At 57.3% G+C, this 22042-nt stretch carries 4 protein-coding genes; all 4 read left to right on the top strand.

Annotation, left to right across the window (positions count from 1 at the left end):
- Window positions 1-268 precede the first annotated feature (268 nt).
- Complete coding sequence (locus IEN85_RS11085; RefSeq protein ID WP_191617153.1) at window positions 269-12298, top strand: BNR-4 repeat-containing protein; 12030 nt, start codon at window positions 269-271, stop codon at window positions 12296-12298.
- A gap of 151 nt (window positions 12299-12449) precedes the next feature.
- Entirely contained in the window at window positions 12450-12995 is a 546-nt protein-coding gene (locus tag IEN85_RS11080; protein ID WP_191617152.1) for a VPDSG-CTERM sorting domain-containing protein, read from the top strand.
- Window positions 12996-13458: 463 nt separating this feature from the next.
- Window positions 13459-17226 carry a TonB-dependent receptor plug domain-containing protein gene (locus tag IEN85_RS11075; protein WP_191617151.1) on the top strand — a complete coding sequence of 1256 codons (3768 nt, stop codon included), beginning with the start codon at window positions 13459-13461 and terminating at the stop codon, window positions 17224-17226.
- Between the two features lie 760 nt (window positions 17227-17986).
- Complete coding sequence (locus IEN85_RS11070) at window positions 17987-21943, top strand: TonB-dependent receptor plug domain-containing protein (protein ID WP_191617150.1); 3957 nt, start codon at window positions 17987-17989, stop codon at window positions 21941-21943.
- Window positions 21944-22042 lie beyond the last annotated feature (99 nt).

Raw genomic sequence — 22042 nt, 5'->3', positions numbered from 1 at the left:
GGCAGTTCATTTACAAAAATTTCATATGTATTTATTGTCGTTGGATAGACATCCGAATTCAAGTTTTCCTTCATTCGCTTGTAGTAAATTATCCCCTACAATCCACCTCACAAAAGAATCCACTCTGAGAATTGGCAGACGTTGCTTACGTCTTACGACCGCAGCAGAGCGTCAGCGTAATCTCGTATAGAGTGTAGGTTTCGTTTTTCCAAACCCAGTCTGACCCGTCTCTTTTCTCCTTGAGAAAAGCTCTCCCCCCAAAAAACCTATGATAAAAAAAGCACTGTCCGTTGTCGCTATGGCAACACTGTCTGCGACCACATCCCTTGCTGTAGACGCCGGTTCGGCTCACGTCGATCCCATCGATGCAAGCGCACAACTATTCCCGAATGGCGTTCGGGAGTTTTCCTACAGTTCCATCTCCGCCGCCCACCAGCAAAACGCGGTCCTGCTCGCTGGCCCGTATGTATATATCGTATACTACGATGAAGACGGCTCGCTCGTCGTAGCCCGCCGCTCGGCCTCCGACACTACGGACACTTGGCTTAAAAGCGAATTTTCTCCGTCGCACGATTCCACCGACCCCGACTCTCACCGCACCGCCAATATCGCCGCCTCTCCCAGCGACGGTCGCCTGCATATCATCTGGGGACTCCACGCGGACAGGCTGCGCTACGTCGTAACGAAAGATCCCAACGCCGTCGACGCCATCGACGCGAATTTTGGGGCCAATCTCTTCGAGCCCGAGCAAGCGTTTCTCGCTCCCGGCGAAGAGCTGACCCGCGTCTGCTACCCCCGCATGTTCATGGGCAAGGACGGCAAACTGCAGGTCGTCTGGCGAGACGACGGCGGCTCCGGCAACGCGGACAGCTTCATCGCCACCTACAACGGCGACAAGACCTGGACCCCTCGCACGCGCATCGTAAACGGCAAGATCGGCGACTACACCGACCCCGACAGCACCAACAACGGCCAGCCCGGCAACAGCAACCGCAACGCCTACTTTAACGACATTGGGCACCGCAACGGCAAGACCCACGTCAGCTGGACTTGGCGTGAAAACGCGGGCACCGAAAACGGCTTCGTCACCAACCACGACCTCCACTACGCCTACAGCGCTGACGGGGGAAACACTTGGTTCAACCGCCTCGATTCACAAGTCGCCGGAGCCATGAGCCTCGATTCCCCTGACCTCAAGTTCAAGGACGTCCCCTACGCTAAGAAGGTAAACAACCAGTCGGGTCAAGCGATCGATAGCGACGGCGGCGTCCACATGCTCTTCCGCCATTTGAACGACGCGGACCAAACGCGGATGTTCCATTACTACAAGGCGGAAGGCAGTACAGCTATAATCGAAAACGAGCTCAGCGCCAGCTCCAGCATCCGCCCCAAGATCTACGCGGACCCGACCAACGACGCCAACAACACCCTCTACATCGTAACCATCGCTGCCAACCAACTCCGTGTATACGGCGCCAACAAAGGCGCCGACAACTGGGGCACTTGGGAAACCATTTACGATAGCGGGAGCGCGCCCTACCTCAACGCCACTGCCCAAATTTCCGACAGCGGCGACCAGCTCTTCATCCTCGCCCAACGCCGTCCTAGTGATCTGGATACAGCGACCAGCAGCGCCCTCGAACTTATCACGCTCCCTATCTCCCCCACCACAATCGAATCTCCAGAAATCAGGCCAGAGGTCGCTTTCGTTTCTCCGACAGACGACCTTGACGTGACGACTGGATACAGCCTCAGCGTCGAAGCAAACGCCAGCGATGCAGACGGCACCATAACCAGCGTCGCTCTCTACATCGACGGCGTTCTCGTGCGCGAACTCGCCTCCGCGCCCTATATCTGGGGGCAAGCAGGAACCGCCCACGAATACGAACTCACTGGCCTCGACGATGGCACCTACGACGTCGAAGTCATCGCCACCGACAACGATGGCCTGACCGCAGCCACAGCCTTCAGCTTGACCGTACAAGGCAGCCCGCTCCCATTCGGCGCCGTTGAGTACACCATCTTGGACGCTTCGATCACCGCCTCCTCCGAAAAGACGACCGACCCCACCCGCCTCGCCCAAGACGCCAACGACAACGACGACTCCACCCGCTGGAACTCCGTCGGCAACGGCACCGGCCAGTGGCTCGAACTGGACTTCGGCGCCGTACGCACCCTCCGCTCGGTTCGAATCAAAGAAGCCTTCGACCGCATCGACGAATACCTCCTCGATTACTGGGACGGCAGCGCATGGCAGCAAGCTGCAGCTGGCAGGGATCCCAGCGACCCGCAGATTATCCCACTACCGAATCTTCAAACCAACAAGCTCCGCTTCACCGCTGTCAGCCTTAAAGCTGGCATTACATCATCGATTTCCCTTTGGGACTTTTCGGTCAACGCTCTCGCCTACGCTCCAGACATCGAACTGGTAGACCCAACAGGAAACACGGAAATCGAAGAAGGCGAACCCTTCAGCGTTGAAGCGAACGTAGGCGACCTCGACGGCGACCTCACCGGCGTCAGCCTATTTGTCGACGATGTCCTGGTCCGCGAAATCGCCATCGACCCCTTCCTTTGGGGGCAAGCCGGAACCGTCAACGAAGACGAGCTCGGCGGCCTCGCAGCAGGAACCTACGTGATCAAGATCGTTGCGACAGACAACCGCGGGCTGACCAGCGAACTTTCATTTGACCTCTTGGTGAAGGTCCCTCTCCCCGCAGGTTCTGAAGAATACCTCGTCACAGACGCCACCATCAGCGCATCCAGCCAAAAGCCGGGTGTAGAGGCCGCGTTCGCTAACGACGGCGACGACACCACCCGATGGAATTCCAATACTCCCGGACCAGGGCAATGGATCCAGCTCGATTTCGCTGAGGAAAAAACAATCTCCTCCGTTCGCATCGTGGAAGCCTTTGACCGCATTGGCGACTACCTCATCGAGTACTGGGACGGCGGCTCTTGGCAAACAGCCGCGACCGGCTTCGACCCTAGCGACGACGAAACCGTACCGCTACCCAGTATCGCTACCAGCAAGATCCGCTTCACTGCCGTCAACCTGAAAGGAGGCAGCACTTCCTCGATCTCCCTCTTCACCTTCTCGGCGACTGCGGTGAACGCAGGACCCGCCCCAGAGCCCGCCTTCGTCGGTTGGGATGACTGGACGGATACAGACGCCGATCTCGAGGTCGGCCTCACCGGCACAGTTCCAAACCTCCACGCCAGCTGGAAACAAGAGTTCCGAGCTGGCAGCAAGGACGGCACCTTCGGTAGTTTGCCAACCGAACTCGCAGCCGCCGACTTGACCCACGGCCAAGACCCAAGTCTGCACTACACCGGCTACCGCAGCTCCGGCACCGGAGCCCGCTCCATCGACTTCATGGTCACCGAAGCCAACGGCGTCGATATCGACCTCACAGGTTTCCATTTTGACGCTATCGCTCGTGCCGAAAGCGCCAACGGCCCTTACCCTTGGACCTTGGAAATCCTCGAAGGCGGAGCTCTGACAGCAGGACAAGTCGCCAGCGGTATCCTCGCAAACGGTAGAGACGCCAACACTCTTGCCGACGTCGATGTAGACCTATCTTCCCTCGCCGACGCGACCCTCGAAGCCTCGAGCTCCGCAACCTTCCGTCTCACCTTCGAATCGTCCGACTCCCGCCACTTCGAGCTGGATAACGTCGCCATCAGCTCCGTCCCAGAGACCGCCGACAGCGGAGATTCAGGCAACGGCGATTCAGGTAATGGCGATTCCGGATCCGGAGGCTCGGGCAACGACGGTTCCACTCCACCTGACGGCGGCGGTTCAGGAGAAGTCACCCTTGTCTCCGAAACCAAGATTTCCGACGAAGTCATGTTCTTCAACGGGAACAAGGTCGCGCTCAGCCACTCAGCCAACAATCCGGACGGCTACGACTACGTTTACGGACGCACTCTCACCCCCCACGGTGATTGTATCCAGACTTACAAACAGTTTGTCTTCATGAGCTGGTACCGCGGCGGAGAAAACGACCGCCACGTCATGCTCACTCGCTTGAACACCGAGACGGGAGTAATGAAGACCATCGAGTTTCCGCATCAACACACTGGATACAAAGGAAAGTGGTGGATCGGCGAAACGCACAACACCATTGCCGTCGGCATCTGCCCTAAGGACGAGACCGTGCATCTCGTGTACGACATGCACCGCAACGGCCACGGTGGAGCGAACCCTGACGACTACCTCCGCTACTCCTACACCGTAGCCGGGGCAGCGACCGTTTCCGACGACGATTTCACCATTGATCAGTTCGTCAATTCCGAGGCTGGCCACTACAAGCACCTGCGCTTTCCCGGCATTACCGATGACGCTTCGACCAAGTTGCTGACTTACCCAGGCTTCTTCACCAACGACCAAGGCGAACTGCTCATGAAGAATCGCCATGGTTTCTCCGAAAATGGCAAGCAACTCCTCGCCCGCTACGACGGAGAGGGACAATGGCACGGCTACTACTCCTTCAACAATAGCCAACAAGCCGGCAAACCTAGCCCGATCGAGGGCAAGGATACAGTCGCCTACAACTGGAACCCTTATGGCGACTACAAATTCTTGAACGGCAAGATTCGCGTCGCCTTCCAAAGACGCGAGAACAACAGGACCGACAAGTACAAGTACCAGAACGGCATCTACTACGCCTATTCCGACGATCCCGCCGGAGTGAACCAATGGAAGGACGCCAACGGCAACCCGCTCCAGACTCCCATCTACGATGCCGACCTCGTCTTGATCGCCGAGCCGGGCGATTGGGTGCAAACGACCCAGACGGACAAGGCCTACATGGTGGGAGGCTTCGACTTCACCGTTACCGACGCGGGCGACGAGCACTTCGTCAGCCAGATTCGAGACGATGAATTCGGATTCACCAAAAAGCTGCACACCTACCGCGCAGCGGGCGACACCGAGTTCACCACCGTCGAGTACAATGCCGGCAGCGAACTCTACGCCGCGGGCAACGACGTGTTCGTCATCGGCCTGAAGGATGGCCGCGTAAACATCGTCAAGACGGCCGGCGGCACTAGCGACTTCCAGGAAGTCTACCAAGGTACCACCGGCCCCACCTTCGACAAGGGCATCGTCCACGTCGAAGACGGGAAAGCCTACTACTACCTAAAGGAAACCGGCAACAACGGCGACAAGTGTACCACCTACCTACAGGTTTTCGATTTGGGCATAACAGGTAGCGGAAGCGGTTCTGGCGACGATGTACCGGATCCGGATGAAGTAGAACCAACTGGACTCGTTGCCCTAAACGAGAGCACCACCGTCACCGACGACGCCCTCTTCTTCTGGAAGGCAGACGATCCCAAGCCCTATCACTACGGAGCCGCCATCAACCCGCACGGCAACTGCGTGAAGGTAGTAAATGGATACGTCTTCTACACTTGGTACCGAGGCGGATTCTCCGACCGTGCCCTGATGGTCTCTCGCAAGAAGATCGGTGAAGGCGATTGGGTGCACGTCGAACTGCCTGGTCAACTCAGCCTAGTCGGCGGCAAGGGCGACACCCACCTCACCACCAACATCGGCGTCTGCCCGATCGATGGCACCATACACATCATGTATGACCATCACAACGAGGACCTCAACTACATCGTGTCCGCGAAAAACGTGGCCTTCGCTCCAGACGCTGAATTCACCGCAGCAAACTTCCTGCCGCAGCGCGACTACCTCGTCCCGGGCAAGAAAGTCACCGGCGTCACGTATCCCAAACTGATCAACAACGACCAAGGCGAACTCTTCTTCGAACGTCGCCTGGGCTCCGCCGTAGGCGGCAACATGATGATCAGCTACTACGATGGAAACGCTTGGTCGGACGAGAAGATGATCATTCAAGGCACCGGAGCTGACGTGACTCAAGGCGAGCGCAACTACGCCTATGGAGCTCCCTACCTCCTCAACGGAGATTTCCACTATGTCTACTCCGTAAGGTGGGCCGAGTCGCCTACCCGAATCAATGAAGGCGTCTATATCGTAAATCTCGGTCCTCGTATGGACGGGGCTGCCACCACCATCGATGGAAAGTCTTACGATCTGCCTATTATCGACCACGCTCCTTTCCTAATCGCTGATCCCCGCAGTGTTCCAACAACCGAGGGTTGGTCGGGAGGTCCTCAAGCAGCGGTATCTCCCAAAAATGATCTCTACCTTCGCGTGAATCCTAAAGGCACAGACGACTTCACCTACCTGAGAACAGCGGGCGAATCCGAGTTCAGTGTCTTTAGAGCCAAGGGCGCCATTGGAGAGTTCTATGGCAACCGTATGTACAAGGTGAATACTAATGGCGGAAAGCTCTCCGTGCAAAGTACCTTGGCGGGCGAGCTCGACTGGCGCACCGACTTCGCCATCGACACCGGCATCAACGTTCAGAAGAGCCAAGTTCAGATGGAAGATGGCAAGATCGTCGCCGTCTTCGCCGAGAAGGAAGCAAGCGACGAAGTCACCATCCACTGCTACGTCTTCGACATCAACAAGACCGACTATGCGGACCAGAGCATCGCTTTCGATCCTCTACCCAACAAGATCGAAAGTGCGGATGACTTCGAGCTAACCGCAAGCTCCACCTCCGGGCTACCTGTCAGCTTCGAATCCTCCGATCCGAACATCGCTCGCATCGTGGACGGCAACAAGGTCCAGATCATGGGCGTCGGCACCTGCAGCATCATCGCCAGCCAAGCTGGCGATGGCGAATTCGACGCAGCCGCAAACGTGGTTCGCTCGCTCACTATCACACCAGACGCCTCCAAATCGAATCAGAGCATCAGCTTCACGCTTCCAGTTTCTGAATACGTTTGGGATAGCGGCAACATCGGCCTAAGCGCCAATGCAAGCTCCGGCCTACCGGTGGTCTTCGAGAGCACCGACACCGAAGTCGCCGAAGTCGTCGGAAACTCAGTAGTCGTCAAGCGTGCTGGAAAAACCACCATTAACGCCTTGCAGCTCGGCAACGGAACCTACAACGCCGCTCCTATCGTCGGCCACGAACTCACCGTGCCAAAGCGCGTTCAAGTGATCACCTTCGATCCGATTCCGACAAAAGAATCCGGCGATGCGGAATTCACGCTGCAAGTCAGCAGCAACAATCCGAACGCAAAGCTTCGCTACGTCGCTCCGAACAATCAGGTAGCCGTTGTCTGGAGCAACATCGTACGCCATCTCCTCGGCCCAGGCACCGCGACCATCACCGTCTCGGACGAAGGCGATGACTACTTCCTCCCTGCCCAAGCGAGTCAGACGCTCACGGTCAATCCAAAGACGCACGTACTACCAAAGACAATCGAAGCCGAGCACTTCACTTCCAAGAGCTCCGCCACGAAGGTAACCCGCTGGAGTAACTCCATCTTCTACCTGAATGCCTTCTCTCCTGGCAAATACGCAGAGTACACCGTAGACGCTCCGAACGCCGGCACGTACACTGTCGAAGTCCGTACCGCGGCACCGACAACAGGTTCCAAGCTGAAGATTTCCCAAGGTTCAACCACCTTGGCAGATATCAACCTCACCAAGAGCCCAAGCTTGACCGTTTTCCGGACAAGCACCGCCGAGATCACACTCAGCAAGGGAGTGCAAACCATCAAGGTCGCCTCCACCGCCGGAAGCTACAACTTCGATTCCCTCAAGATCTCCGGAACCGGCACGCCTCCGGGTGACGACACTCCATCAGAAGGCGACCCGCAGGAAGGCGTTTCCGTCGTCTCCGTCGATGCCGAACAATCGCCAAACGTCGCCGCGAATCTCTTCGACGGAAACACTGGCGACGACTACCGTTGGAGCGCTCAAGTGTATCCAAAATCCGTGGTACTCGACTACAGCGAACCACGCAGCATCGAAGGGGTAAAGGTCTTCACCTACCAAGGCCGAGCCTACCACTACACTGTGGAACTCTCCAACTCCCCTACCGATGGCTTCGTGGAAGTCGCCAGCCGCACCGGCGCCGGAACCGCCCCCTTCGAGCACAGCTTTGCCCCAACCGAAGCTCAATACCTGCGCTTAACAGTTACCGGAGCTACCGGCTACTCCAACGACTGGGTCAGCATCAATGAAATCCAAATCATCGAGACACCCGAGGACAACGGTGGAGACGGCGGTAGTGGCCAAACCATTACAGACGCGACCATAACCGCCTCCTCTGCGAAAACGCCAAACGCAGATGGCGATGGCCCTGTCGAACTCGCCAATGACGGCGACGACCTAACCCGTTGGAACTCCGTCGGCAACGGAACCGGCCAGTGGCTGCAACTTGATTTCGGCACAGAGAAAACGATCACTTCCGTTCGCATCAAGGAGGCATTCGACCGCATCGACGCGTACCTCATCGAATACTGGGACGGTACCGCGTGGCAGACAGCAGCTTCTGGCAACGACCCAAGCGACGACGAAATCATACCGCTCGCCAACATCCTCACCAGCAAGATCCGCTTCACCGCAGTCAGCCTGAAGGGCGGCAGCTCGTCCTCAATCTCCGTATTCACCTTCTCGGCCACAGAGGCAGTCTCCAACCCGGACGATGGAAATCCCGACGACGGCAACCCTGACGACGACGGACCGACAACCCTCCCGCTGGTCACGCTCCAGTCTGAGACGCACATCACCGACAAGGCCCTCTTCTTCGATGGTGGACAAGTCGGTTCTAGCTCGGCATCCAACAGCGCCGACGACTACGACTACAAGTTCGGCAACACCATCACTCCACACGGCGACTGTATCAAGACCTACAAGCACTACGTCTTCATGACATGGTACCGCGGAGGCAAGGAGGACCGCCACGTCATGCTCACCCGCCTCAACACGCAGACCGGGTCTATGGCCACCATCGAATTCCCGCATCGACATAATGGATACCAGAATAATCCAAACATCGGCGAGAGCCACAACACCATCGCGGTCGCGATCAGCCCGCTCAATGGTACCATCCACCTGCTGTATGACATGCACGCCTACAGTGCCACCAAGCCGTCCAACGGCAGCCTTGCGGAAGACTACTTCAGGTACTCCTACTCAGTGGCCGACGCTGCCGAAGTGCCTGACGCCGACTTCAATTTGAGTCTCTTCGTCAAGTCTCCAGATGGCGACTACAAGCACAAGACCATGACTGGCGTCGAGGACCATGATATGTGGTCAGGTCTCACCTACCCGACCTTCTTCCTCAACGACGGAGGAGAGCTCTTCATGTACATGAGAAAGGGAGGCAACAACAATGGTGCCCACTTCTTCTCGAAGTACGATGGCGTCTCCAAGTGGGAAGAGCTCACCGGCTTCGGTGTCATGAACGCCAAAAATCAAGGCAGCCCTTACAACTTCGGAGTGTATGGAGAAATGAAATACGCTGACGGGAAGATCCGCATGGCCTTCCAGCAGCGCGCCGCGATCAACGACGACAAGTACATCTACCAGAACGGCGTCTACTACGCCTATTCCGACGATCAAAGCGGCAAGACTGGTTGGAAAAACCACAAGGGCGAACCCTTCACCCTCCCCTTGGTCCAGTCCGACAAGATCAAGGTCTTCGAGCCAGGCGACTACGTTGAAACCACCCAAAAAGACAAAGTCCACATGGTAGGCAGCTTCGACGTAAACGTCACTGATCGAGGAGACGAACACATCATCGCTCGCGTTAGGGATCTTGAGAACAACGTCACCAAGTACCTCCACGCCTACCGAGCCCGCGGCCTAGGAGATTTCGTAGTCACCACCGACTTCGCTGGCGGCGAGCAACTCTACGTAGCGGGTAACAACGTCTACATGATCACCATCAAGAACAACCGCCCCTTCATCCAAATGACCGTCGGCGGCACCAACAACTGGCAGACCGTCTACGCACCTACAGAAGGACGGACTTTCGACAAGGGCGTTCCCTACATCTCTGACGGTATCCTCTACTACTACCTCAAGGAACCTGGCAGCGGCGACGAACGCACCACCTACCTCCAGATCATCGACCTCGACATCGATGGCCGCCCCATCTACGCGGGCGCCGCCCAGACCGCTACCGATGACGACGGAGACGGAGTCGAAACCGTAACCCTCGAGGCCCTTGTCCGTGAGGACATAGTACCGACAGCAGTCAGCTGGTCCATCGACGGTGTGGAAGTCGCACAAGGGCTCACCGCATTCATCGACCTCGGTGTCGGCGTCCACGAAGTGAAACTCACCCTCACCACTGCCGACGACACCTTCGAGGACACTGTTGTCATCACCGTCGAAGCAGGAGCCGTCGATCCGGACCCAGAACCCGAACCAGACACTGCCCCGACTACCCTGCTCATCGGCTGGGAGAAATGGGCTGGCAGCGGCGCCCCTTCTCCAGCGACGACTGAAAACGGCGCCACCGGCACTACTGCAAACATCGCCTCCGGTTGGACCCACAACTTCCGTGGAGCCAGCGAAGACGGCACCTTCGGCAGCCTCCCTGCCGAAATCGCCGCCGCCGATCCTACCTTTGGAACCGACGCCAGCTACAATGACACGGGCTACCGCGTGCAAACCGACACAGCCAAGTCCATCGACTTGATCGTGACGGAAACAAACGGCACCGGCTACGAGCTCGAAGCCTTCCACTTCGACGCCATCCAAAGAAACGGCAGCCCAACCGCCAGCTGGACTTTGGAAATCGTCGACGGTGGAGCGCTTTCTCCAGGTGTCGTCGCCACTGGCTCCGTAGCCAACGGCTTCGGCGGCGGCTGGAAGGGCGACGTCGATATCGACCTGAGCTCCCTCGACGACCGTACTCTCGAGGCATCCAGCACCGTTAGCTTCCGCCTCACCTTCGAGTCCTCCAACAATAAATGGATCGAATTCGACAACGTCGGCATCAGCGGCAGCGAATCCTCGTCTGGTAGCGTGGGCGAGACGATCTACGCCATCAACTACGCCACCGATTCGGAAGGCAAGTCCGCCCAACGCATCAAGATCGCTGACGACAAGCTCTCGATTCAAGGAGCCAGTACTTGGATCTGCTTCCCTAACTTCGACTTCGGCAGCGGTGTCTCTTCCTTCACGATCTCGGCCGCGAACAAAGGCTTCCAAGCAAGCTCTATCGAGCTGCGCAAGCTAGCCCCTGACGGCCCGCTCATCGGAAGCGTCGAGATCCTCCCAACCGGTCCCGGCAGCGATATGCTCAGAGCCGGCGGCTTGAGCTGGAGCGACTACCGTACAGTCATGCTGGTGCGCCGCCCAGCGATGCTGGAGCCCGGCGTTTTCGAGATGTTCTCAACCGATGATCTTGATCGTGCCAGCGGTATCCAGGACCTCTACCTCGTCTTCCCTCAAGGTGGATTCGAAATCGAGAGTTTCCACTTCACGGAAGCGCCTGGCGGCATCGAAGAACTCGATCTCGTCACCATCGCCGACGGCTTCATCCGCGGGGGGAACAGCGCCAACCAGGTCAACGCAACCAGTGAACGCTTGGCCGTAAAGGATGCCGGAAACGCCTCCTTCGACCGGATGTCCTACCTCAAGTTCGACCTCGATCAGATCCCGTCGACGAGCATCCACACTTCCGACCTCTACCTCCGCGGCAGAGTCGCGGAAGGCACCGGCGACCGCAGCGTCAACGTCTACTCCATCACCAACGACGCTTGGACCGAAGAGGACCTCAGCTGGAACTCCGAGACCAGCCACGCCATGGACGACACGACCGTCATCGCTCCCGATGCCGTGCTCGAAGGCACTATCACCTTTCTGCGTTCAGACGACAACTCTATCCACACGATTGAAGTGACGGATGCGGTCATCGAGAACCTGCTCGACGGCAAACTCAGCCTCATCGTCGTCGACGAGAACGACGGCAACCAGCAAACCTTCATCGACAGCCGCGAGTCGACGGGCACGCCTCCGACGCTTCACGTCATCTACGACTACGTCCCTTCAGAGGTTGGCACGCTCATCAACGCGGCCGCGTACGACGACGAATCCCACCCAGAGGACAACAGCCGCATTGCTCCGATCGATGACAAATTGGTCAATGTCCAAGACGGCACTTGGGTGAAGTTCGGCAGATTCAAGTTCGGCTCGCCAGCTAACTCGGTCACCCTCTCCGCCAAGGCGGGTACGGGAGTTGCGGGGCAAGTAGAGTTCCGCCTCGGCAGCCCCTCGGGGGAACTCATTGCCAGCGTATCCATAGATCAAACACAAGGAGCACCCGAAGCGTACCAGTCCTTCTCGGCGAATCTTGTATCCACGCCCTCAGGCACACCGGATCTCTATCTCGTATTCGTAGGAAGCAGCCAAAGCCAATACAGCATCGAAAGCTTCAAGTTCGAGTAAGCGATCCAAACAAAAACCTTCCGGCCCCGAACAGGGCAATCCTGTTCGGGGCTTTTCCCTTACCAACCCGCTAAGACCACTACAAGCCGCAGGTATCCTTCAGACCAGAAGTCCCCGCGTTTCCTAAACAACAAACACACAGTTCACGATCATGATAAAAAAACTCTACTTCGTCGCGATTCTAACCCTCGCGGCCACTTCTTCCCAAGCAGTTAGCATCAGCTACGATTTCACCCAAGGTGGCTACGAAGAAGGAGCCGTAGTAACGGGATCCTTCACCGCAGAGGATATCAATACGGACGGACAGATCGACGGCTTCTCTGGCGAGGTCAGCGATTTCTCCATGTCTTTTAGCGGCAATTCCCTTGTAGCAGCTTTCGACCTCCTTTTCGTCGACCTCTTCAGTCTCGTCTACGACATGGACGGAACCATCGGCGACGGAGCGACAGAAGGCATGGCTGCCACAAACTTCTTCTTCTCCTTCGACGTAGGCGCCAGTCCCTTCGCACCGCCGTATCCACTTATTGGAGGCATAGGGGATTTTTTCACACCCGGAGCAAGCGTATCCAGCGAATTGGTGATCGTCACAGCAGCGACCAATTCCGGAGCTGCCGATGTACCTGATTCCGGTCCTACCGTTGCCCTGCTCGGTCTCGGCGTACTGGCAATTGCCACGGCAAGGAGGCGCCTCCGTTAAGTCCTAGCACAAAAAACGAATTCGCAATGGGAAGGCTCTCCGAGCCTTCCTTTTTTATTTGATGAACCCGCCGCAATCCAACGGTTTTCCTCCAGCCCGTCAATCGTAGCGCCGCGCTTTAGCCTGCGCCACGCGCCACGTCGCTAACGACATCCGACGCGTGACGGGACAGGAAACCAGGCTCCACTCGATTCAGCTCCGAGCAGGAGCTGCTCCAAACCGGGTCAAAACTTCATATGTATTAAACTCAGGTTTATTGCGGGATCGATTCACTTGCGGGATATCCCTCTCAACCGACGTTCGAGATCACTTCATACACGCGGCCATTTAATTGTTTGTTACCTCAAGCTTTGGCTCTCGCGCTCCCAGATAAAATGAGCGCTCATCGTGTGAAATGAATCCTAGAACTCGGGATCCATGGCTTTGCAGGTAGCAATACCCCCCATAACAAAAACTGCAAAACATGAAAAAACACCCTGTACGCAGCTGGGTCGCAATCCCGCTAGCTGCCAGCGTTACCTGGGCAAACGTCTCCGCCCAGACCACCAACAGCTCTGAAGACGAAGAAATTTTCGAGCTCTCACCTTTCACCGTTACCAGCGATGGCGACGACGGCTACCGCGCCACGTCAACAACCGCAGGCAGCCGCCTCAACACGCAACTGAAAGACGTGGCTGCATCCGTTTCCGTATTGACGGACGCTTTCATGGATGACCTCGGAGCCATCGACGTCGCTACCGCCCTTTCCATGGTGGCGGGCGTCGAAACTGACGTGACCTCCGACGTCACTGCCATCAACCTAGGATCGGGCTACCTCGGAGGAGACTTCAACAACGTGAACGCTTCTGAGGGAACGATTCGCGTTCGCGGGCTCGGCAGCGCCACAAACGCGGCGAACTATCTCGAGGCCTTCGGACCGCTCGACCGTTACAACATGGAACGCGTCGAGTTCCTTCGCGGAGCCAATGCTTTACTCTTCGGTTTGGGCGAACCCGGCGGCGTCGTGAACTACACGACGAAGAAGGCCTTCATGGCTAAGGACAAAAACGAAGTCGAATTCCAGCTCGACAATTTCGGAACCAGACGCCTAAAGGTCGATTTCAGCCGCGCTTTGATCGAGGACAAGTTGGCAGTGCGCTTTGCCGGGGTCGCCAACGATCGTCGCTACCGAGTGAAGACCGCAGGCGAGACCGACAACAGAGCGTACTTCACAATCGGATACAAACCCTTCGAAAGCACTCGGCTCGATGCCTACGTAGAGGACGTGCATCTCCAAGGACGTCGCCCGAACTACCGCCTCCCGCAAGACAACACTTCCGCTTGGTTGAGGGAATACAATCGCGCCCACGCTGATGCCGCTGCCAACGGCGGTTTGGTAAACATCCTGGATATAGATGGTAACCCCACCGGAGCCACCAAGCCGCTCCAGCAGTACCTCGACGACAATCTCGTCTATGACTCCTCGTGGAGCGCCACGAGCAATGGTAATTCAGGGCCTTCTCCCGACATCCCAATCGCTTCGAGAGTGGCTACCGACGAAAACGGCAATTTCTTGGTAAACGAAGGCAACTACCGTCGTTTCATGGATACGCGTAATAACGGATTCACCGGCTACTACACTCCCGAAAATGGTTGGGATTCTCCCCTTGGCGGACAATTTACCAGCTACGGAACACTCCTTCCCAACCTCAGCGCCGGCAACAACAACAACCCTCGCGCCCAGCTCCGTTTTCACCGCAGCTCATTCGGAAACGACGCTGCGCCCGGAGAAGGCGCCTTCGTCGACCCACAGGTCACGGACGAAGGAATATTCCCCTTCCTCGACTACGAGATCGGCGCCCTCCCGGGCAACGAACGCGAGGTCAAGAACCAGAAGTTCGGCTTCAACCTCGAGCAGAAGATCGTCGAGGACCTCTTCTTCAACCTCTCGTACTTGAAGGAAAGCTACACCGCCGAGCAGACCTTCGCGCCGCTCGCCCAAGCCCAAGCGGTGTCGATCGACATCAACAAGTACCTCCCAGGCTCGATCCCGAATCCAAGCCTACTCACCGGAGCAAACGGTTTGCCGGTAAGGACCAACCTGACGCTTGAAGCAGCAGTGGCACTCGCCCAAACCAACGTGAGCAACGGGATCCAGGTTGCCAACAACCAAGCATTCCTCGAACAAATCCTGCTCGATCCTAGCCTTCCATTCACACCAGAGAACGACGCGCGCACGCCCAACCCGAACTACTTGCGCCCATTCTTCCACGGACGCACAATCGGGAGCTACCGAAACGTCGAAAGCGAAGGCTTCCTCGCGCAACTCAACTACGACTTCGACTTCTCGGAAAAGTCGGATAAACTCGGCTTCCTCGGAAATCATCGCCTCACCGGCTTCATGTCCGGCAACTCGAACCAAACCCACACATACCGCGCCTCGGGATATGCCGACTACACCCCGGGAGCCTTCGAAGGCAGTACCGAAAACCTACCTAGCGGCCGCTGGTTCGTGCCGATATGGTATATCGGGGACGCAGTACAGCCCGGCGACACCGCCTTGCGCATAACGGATCTTCCCGATACCACGGTTCCCAACCTAGGCGATTCGCTGCCCTATTACGGCTTCACCGCAACCAACGCTACCGGCGCCTCGCCACGAGGCAGTTGGCAAGTAGCGCCCAACCCGGTCACATGGAGACAATACGTCATCGGCAACAGCGCCGAACTCACCTCGATCGATGCAGGCGCATGGGGTGCCTCGCTGCAGAGCTTCTTCTGGAACAATCGCATCGTGGCTACCCTCGGCTACCGCAAGGACACCGTTCAAAACGATTCGTTCTTCCTCACCAATCCAGTAGACGCCACCCAAATTGACTTCGACAGCGGAATAGGCGGATCAGGCTCGAGAATCGACGAGTTCGATCTCTCAGCCCCATCGGTCCTAAACCGCACCACGGTGGCCCTCCGCACCAACAGTCTCGTCTTCCACGCCACACCATGGCTGCGCTTCTTCTACAACGAATCGGAGAACTTCGCCCTCACCCGTCCTACCACAGATTCCTTTGGACGACCCAATCCTCCCGCATCTGGCCTTACCGAAGAATACGGTTTCGGCATGAGTTTGTTTGAGGACAAGCTGGACCTAAAGTTCAACTTCTACGACACACGCCAAAAAGACCAACTCGGCACTGGCGCCGCTATCCGTCTTGAGCAACGTATCCCGAACTTCGAGAACGACGTCCTCGATGTCATCAAAGAACAAGACCTAGCGAGACAGCGGGGAGAAGCAACTGCCTTCACCATCGCGGACTGGCAGGAAATCCGTCTGATCGATGGCGTCTTGACCACCGTCAACCCAGCCTTGGGAACCGGCCAGCAACTCGTCGTGGACGGGGTGCCGCAGACCAACCCCGATGGATCCCCAACTATTGAATACACCTACGAGTACGAACGCCTGAACAACTTGGGCGTGACTCGTGACTCCGTATCCGAGGGCTGGGAACTGAGCGCGACCTACAATCCAAACAAGAACCTACGCATCTCCGCCAACGTCTCGAGACTTGAGAACGAGCTCACCAACATCGAGCGCCAGTCCATCGAGTACGTCAGACTGCGCTCCGAGTACTGGCAACAGTTCTTTGACCGTGGCTTCCACACCAACGGCGACAGCGACTCGACCGTGTACGGACCCGATGAAACGCCAGCGCCAGACTCGAACCTGCTCGTGACCAACCTGTACAATCGCTTTGGCACAGAACTCTTGGACGCGATTCGCAGCGAGGGAACATCAGGCCCTGGCATCTCCGAGTACAATGCCCGCCTAACCGCGAACTACAGCTTCCGCGAAGGCATGCTTAAGGGCTTCTCGGTCGGCACTAACCTCCGCTGGGAAAGCGGCAAGGTATTCGGCTACAACCTGATCGTGCGTGATGCAGACTCATTGCCAGAGGGATTCCCCACCACTGACATCAACCGCAACGGCGTGCTTGACGAAGGGGAAATCATCATCGTCCAGGATGACTTCAACAATCCACTCGAGAGCGATGCGATCGTTACGGGCGGCATGAGCTTCGCCTACCGCGGCAAGCTCCACGGCGACAAGGTCAACTGGCGTATCCAGCTCAATATAGACAACCTCTTCAAGCAAGGCGACGACCTCCGTCCTATCCGCCTCCGCCCCGACGAAACGATTGTCTACGGTATCAACGTGCCAACTACATTCAAGCTGACGAACTCATTCGATTTCTAGGCTAAATCAAAACTCTAATCACGAGCCTCCGCTTCCCATCTGGGAGCGGAGGCTTTTTGCATCCATGTACCGCACAAGAGAGTTCCCATATAAGACGAAAACGGCGGCTACCAAAGTAAGGTAGCGGATGAAGTGAATATCTTCGCCCTCAAATCGCCACCCCGCCCCAAGGGGTCGACTTCGTCGATCGCGGAAGACCGCGACGGGGCATCACGACGATTTGACCCTTCGGGCTCCGGAGCTCGATGAATCGCAGAGACTAGCGACGCCGCGAGCGGCGGGTAATGTACCCGCTGCGATTCAACGCCTTTAAGAATTCTTCACATAAAACTGCCTCTCAAATTTCGATAGATTTGATTCATACCGTTTTTGCATGAATCCGGATTCCTACAAACCGTAACGGATTCGTAAAATCATCTCCATGCATATGACAAGATCGACCTTGCTATATGCATGCCTCTTAGACGTGTATCCAAATTTCTAGGCGATTAAGACGACGCGGAACAAATTTCTTTCATATACCCTTCATAAGTATTGATCCGACTTCCATTGTCCCGAACCGCAGATGTGTCGTGGGCTAGTTGCAGCCAGCAGCCGCACAGACTACCCGGCGTCGCACGCTGGCTTACAAACCGTTACCCCCAGAGAAATTTCTCACGCCGTAGGCCACAAGGCTACCGCATAGCCTGCGACAAACAGCTGCAGAGTCGGTTCCGCAGGCGGGGGTAACGCAACCCAGAACAAACTGCAAAAAAACGAAATGAAAAAGATCCCGAAAAGCAGCTGGTTAGCAGTCACGCTCGCAGCAACTACCCCCTGGGCACACCTCACTGCCCAAAATTCGGAGGCAGCGGACGAAGAGGAAATCTTCGAACTGTCGCCTTTTACCGTATCCTCAGAGGGCGACGATGGCTACCGCGCAAACTCGACCACCGCTGGCAGTCGACTGAACACTCAGCTGAAGGACGTCGCGGCGTCCGTCACCGTTCTTACCGACGCCTTCATGGACGATCTCGGCGCCACCGATCTCGATGGGGCACTCTCGATGGTCGCCGGCGTCGATACCGACCTCACCAACGACACTCAGAACATCTCATCGCCCGGCGGCGGTGGATACATCGGCGGCGATTTCAACGATCCTAATGCGAGGGAAAACTCCGTTCGCGTTCGCGGCCTCGGCCGAGCGACCAAGTCCGCTAACTACCTCAAGGTACGTGGCCCCGTGGACCGCTACAACATGGAGCGTACCGAGTTCCTGCGTGGTCCTAACTCCTTGCTCTTCGGGCTCGGTCGGCCTGCTGGCGTAGTGAACTACACCACCAAGAAAGCTCATCTTCGGCGCGACATCAACAAGATCGACTTCGTGCTAGACAACTTCGGCACGCGCCGTCTGCAAGTCGACTTCAGCCGCACCCTCATCGAAGACAAGCTTGCCGCTCGTTTCGCCGGCGTAATCAACGATCAGCGGTTCATGGCGGAGACCGCCAGAAATCTAGACCGCAAGGCGTATTTAACATTCAAATACAAACCTTTCAAGAACACCGTTCTCGATGCCTATATCGAAAACACCACGCTCGACGCTCGCAAACCGAACTACCGCGTGCCTCAGGACAACGTAAGCGATTGGCTAGAAGGCTGGAACAACGCAGGCGAGCAACTCGCTGCTCTCAAGAGTTCTGATCCCGACACCTACGGCGACATGAGTCTCGAGGAGTTCCGCGAACGCAACTTCCTGCACGACGCTTCCTGGCCATATGAGAGCCAAGGACGTCCGCGCCCCACCGGAGATTACGTCTTCGACGAGCGCCTAAAAACGGACGCCGACGGCAATCCCCTCGAATTCGAGGGCCAATGGATCCGTCACATGGACGGCAGAGAACGCGCCCTCACCGGCTACTACTCCGGTGACGCCACCTACTCCGGCGGTGACTGGTCCATCCCTTACAGCCCAGGGGGCGAAGGGTACACCACCCTCTACGGCAACATCACCACTACCGGTCGACAGCCGACCAACGGACGTGGCGGCGCTGTGCAACCACGCACACGACTTCGCTTTGCTCGCAGTTCACACCCGTTCGACAATCGCGACGGTCAAGCGTTCGCGGACCCACAGGTTCTGGACGAAGGAATCTTTCCCTTCATGGACCAAGAGCTCGGCACACTTCCCGGAAACTACCGCGACATCAAGAGCAAGAAGCTTGGCTTCAACTTCGAGCAAAAGGTAAACGACGACTTCTACCTCTCCGCTTCGTATTTGAAAGAAGACTACGAGCGTCACCAAAACTTTGGACCTCTCGCACAAACCCAAGCGATTTCCATCGACGTCAACCGCTACCTCCCAGGCGCGATCCAAAACCCTGGACTGTTCTTCGGAGCGCCCTACGTGAAGGATCTGGTAACCTTAGACAGCAACGGCGAGATTGCCACGCGGACGGACCTTCCAGGAGGCGGCACCATCCGCCCCACGCTCGATCAAGCTGTCACGCAGGCTCAAATGATCGTCGACCATATTAACGCCGGCGGCTCGCTCGAGCGACGCAAACAGGGAGGAAACACAGCAATCATCCCGCAAGCCGAGCTGCAGGAAATCGCGGCCAACAACACGCTCTTCCTCGAGCAAGTGGCCAACCGGGAACCGAACCCGAACTTCCTCCGTCCCTTCTTCCACGGACGCCACATCAGCGGACACGAGCAGTACGAATCGGAATCGGCCCTCATCCAAGCCAACTACGACTTCGACTTCCGCGACCGCTCCGACCGCTTGGGCTTCCTCGGCTTGCACCGCCTCACTGGCTTCGGTTCGGTTTCCAAAGACTCGACTCTTGGATGGAGAGCCAGCGACGTGGCCACCTACAACGAGGACCTCGCTAGGACAGGCGAGAACGACCAGCACTCGGCTAATCGTTGGTTCTGGCCGATCTTCTACATTGGCGACCCCGTCGCGCTCGGCGATACCAGCCTGAACATCACCGGACTGCCGGAAAACACTCGCCCACACCTCGACAACCGCATCGGGCACTACTACTACACTAACGAAAACTCCGACCGCGGCGAGTGGCTCATCAACGAGGAAGGCCTCGAAATCGAGGAAGGCATCATCGGCCGCACCCTCTCCTTCGACGGATTGGAACAAGAGGGGTACGGGGCGTCCCTGCAGAGTTTCTTCTGGAACAACCGCATCGTATCCACCATCGGCTGGCGCGAGGACACTGTCGCCAGCATTATGTACGAACGGTTGCCCGACGAGACGCCCGCTTGGGATAAGATCAGCGATGGCGACGAACGCTCGGACTGGGATACTGCAAATCCTATTACCACGCTCGAACAGACCAAGGCCCTCACCACCGGTAGCGTCGTTTTCCACGCCACGCCATGGCTCCGCTTCTTCTACAACGAGTCGGAAAACTTCGACCTCACCTCGCCCGCTACCGATGGCTTCGGTCGCAACATCGACTCCCAAGGCGGTGAGACCACCGAATACGGCGTCGGACTGACCCTCTTCGAGAACAAGCTCGACCTCAAGTTCAACATCTACGAAACCGCCCAGGTCAACCAGCGTGCCGGTTCCCTCGTGTGGGCTCGCATGAAGAACTTCGAGGACACGGTGCGGCGCATGCTGCAAACTCTCGATGGACGGTTCACCAACGGCGACCCCACTCCCTATAACATCGAGGACTGGACCCGGGTCACGGGGATCGATGCAGAAGGCAACCTGCTGACCGACAGCCCCGGCTATCGCGTTCCTGAGCTCGACGACGACGGCAACCAAATCATCGACTTCAACGGCAACCCTCAGTGGACCTTCGAAGACGAGGAAATAAGCTGGAGACCAGAGACCAACGTAAACACCACCCAAGACTCCGTATCCAAAGGATGGGAACTCAGCGGCACTTGGAACCCCACTCGCAACCTGCGTATCCGCGGTAGCGTCTCCCGCTTGGAAAACGCCATTTCCAACGTGCACGAGGAAACCTTGGAATACGTGGCGAAACGCGGCGAGTACTGGAACCAGTTCTTTGACGCTGGCTACCACACCAACGGCCACAACGACGCCACCGTATATTGGGCCGAACCGGATTCGCCAGCAGCCGACGAACTACCCGTATGGGATACCGAGGTCGACGGCGAGCTGCCCTACAACAACTACCGAGTCGAGACGATGGGAGCGATACCTCAGCCGGATCGCCTACTGACCGCTCGCTTCTGGAACACCGTTGGCGACGACATCCTGAACGCCCTCGCCATCCAAGGTATCTCCAGCCACGGCATCTCCGAATACAATGCCCGCGTGGTGGCCAACTACAGCTTCCGCGACGGTTTCATGAAGGGCTTCTCCTTTGGCACCAACCTCCGCTGGGAGAGCGGTAAAGGCCTTGGATACGACGTCGTGGAAGTTGCGGACGAAGAACTCCCTTTCAACTTCCCCAATACCGACGTTAACGGAGACGGCCTGATCGACGAGACCGAGTTCCTCGCCGTACGACGCGACGTGGAGAACCCCATCGAAGGAGACTCGCACGTCACCGGCGGCTTGATGGTCAACTACAAGGGCAAGCTGCACGGCGACAAGATCGATTGGCGCATCCAGCTCAACGTGGACAACGTCTTCAAGCAAGGCGACGACCTGCGCATCATCCGCTTCAACTCGGATGGAAGCCCCGTGTTCGCCCTCAATCGTCCGACCACCTTCAAGCTCACCAACTCTTTCCGCTTCTAGTTCTGCGCTAGCTATGGGTAACGAGCCTCCGCCTACCAAGAGGCGGAGGCTTTTATCGGACTGCCCAAAACTCGAAGCAGCTACTCCAAAAACGTATTC

This window comes from Pelagicoccus enzymogenes (assembly GCF_014803405.1).
Classification (GTDB): Bacteria; Verrucomicrobiota; Verrucomicrobiia; order Opitutales; family Opitutaceae; genus Pelagicoccus; species Pelagicoccus enzymogenes.
Note: the sequence above shows the minus strand (reverse complement) of the source record. Positions and strands in the feature narration are given on the sequence as shown.

Excerpts from the sequence above, each read along its gene's own strand:
- IEN85_RS11085 (WP_191617153.1), top strand. The coding sequence starts at position 269 with ATGATAAAAAAAGCACTGTCCGTTGTCGCTATGGCAACACTGTCTGCG.
- IEN85_RS11080 (WP_191617152.1), top strand. The coding sequence starts at position 12,450 with ATGATAAAAAAACTCTACTTCGTCGCGATTCTAACCCTCGCGGCCACT.
- IEN85_RS11070 (WP_191617150.1), top strand. The coding sequence starts at position 17,987 with ATGAAAAAGATCCCGAAAAGCAGCTGGTTAGCAGTCACGCTCGCAGCA.
- IEN85_RS11075 (WP_191617151.1), top strand. The coding sequence starts at position 13,459 with ATGAAAAAACACCCTGTACGCAGCTGGGTCGCAATCCCGCTAGCTGCC.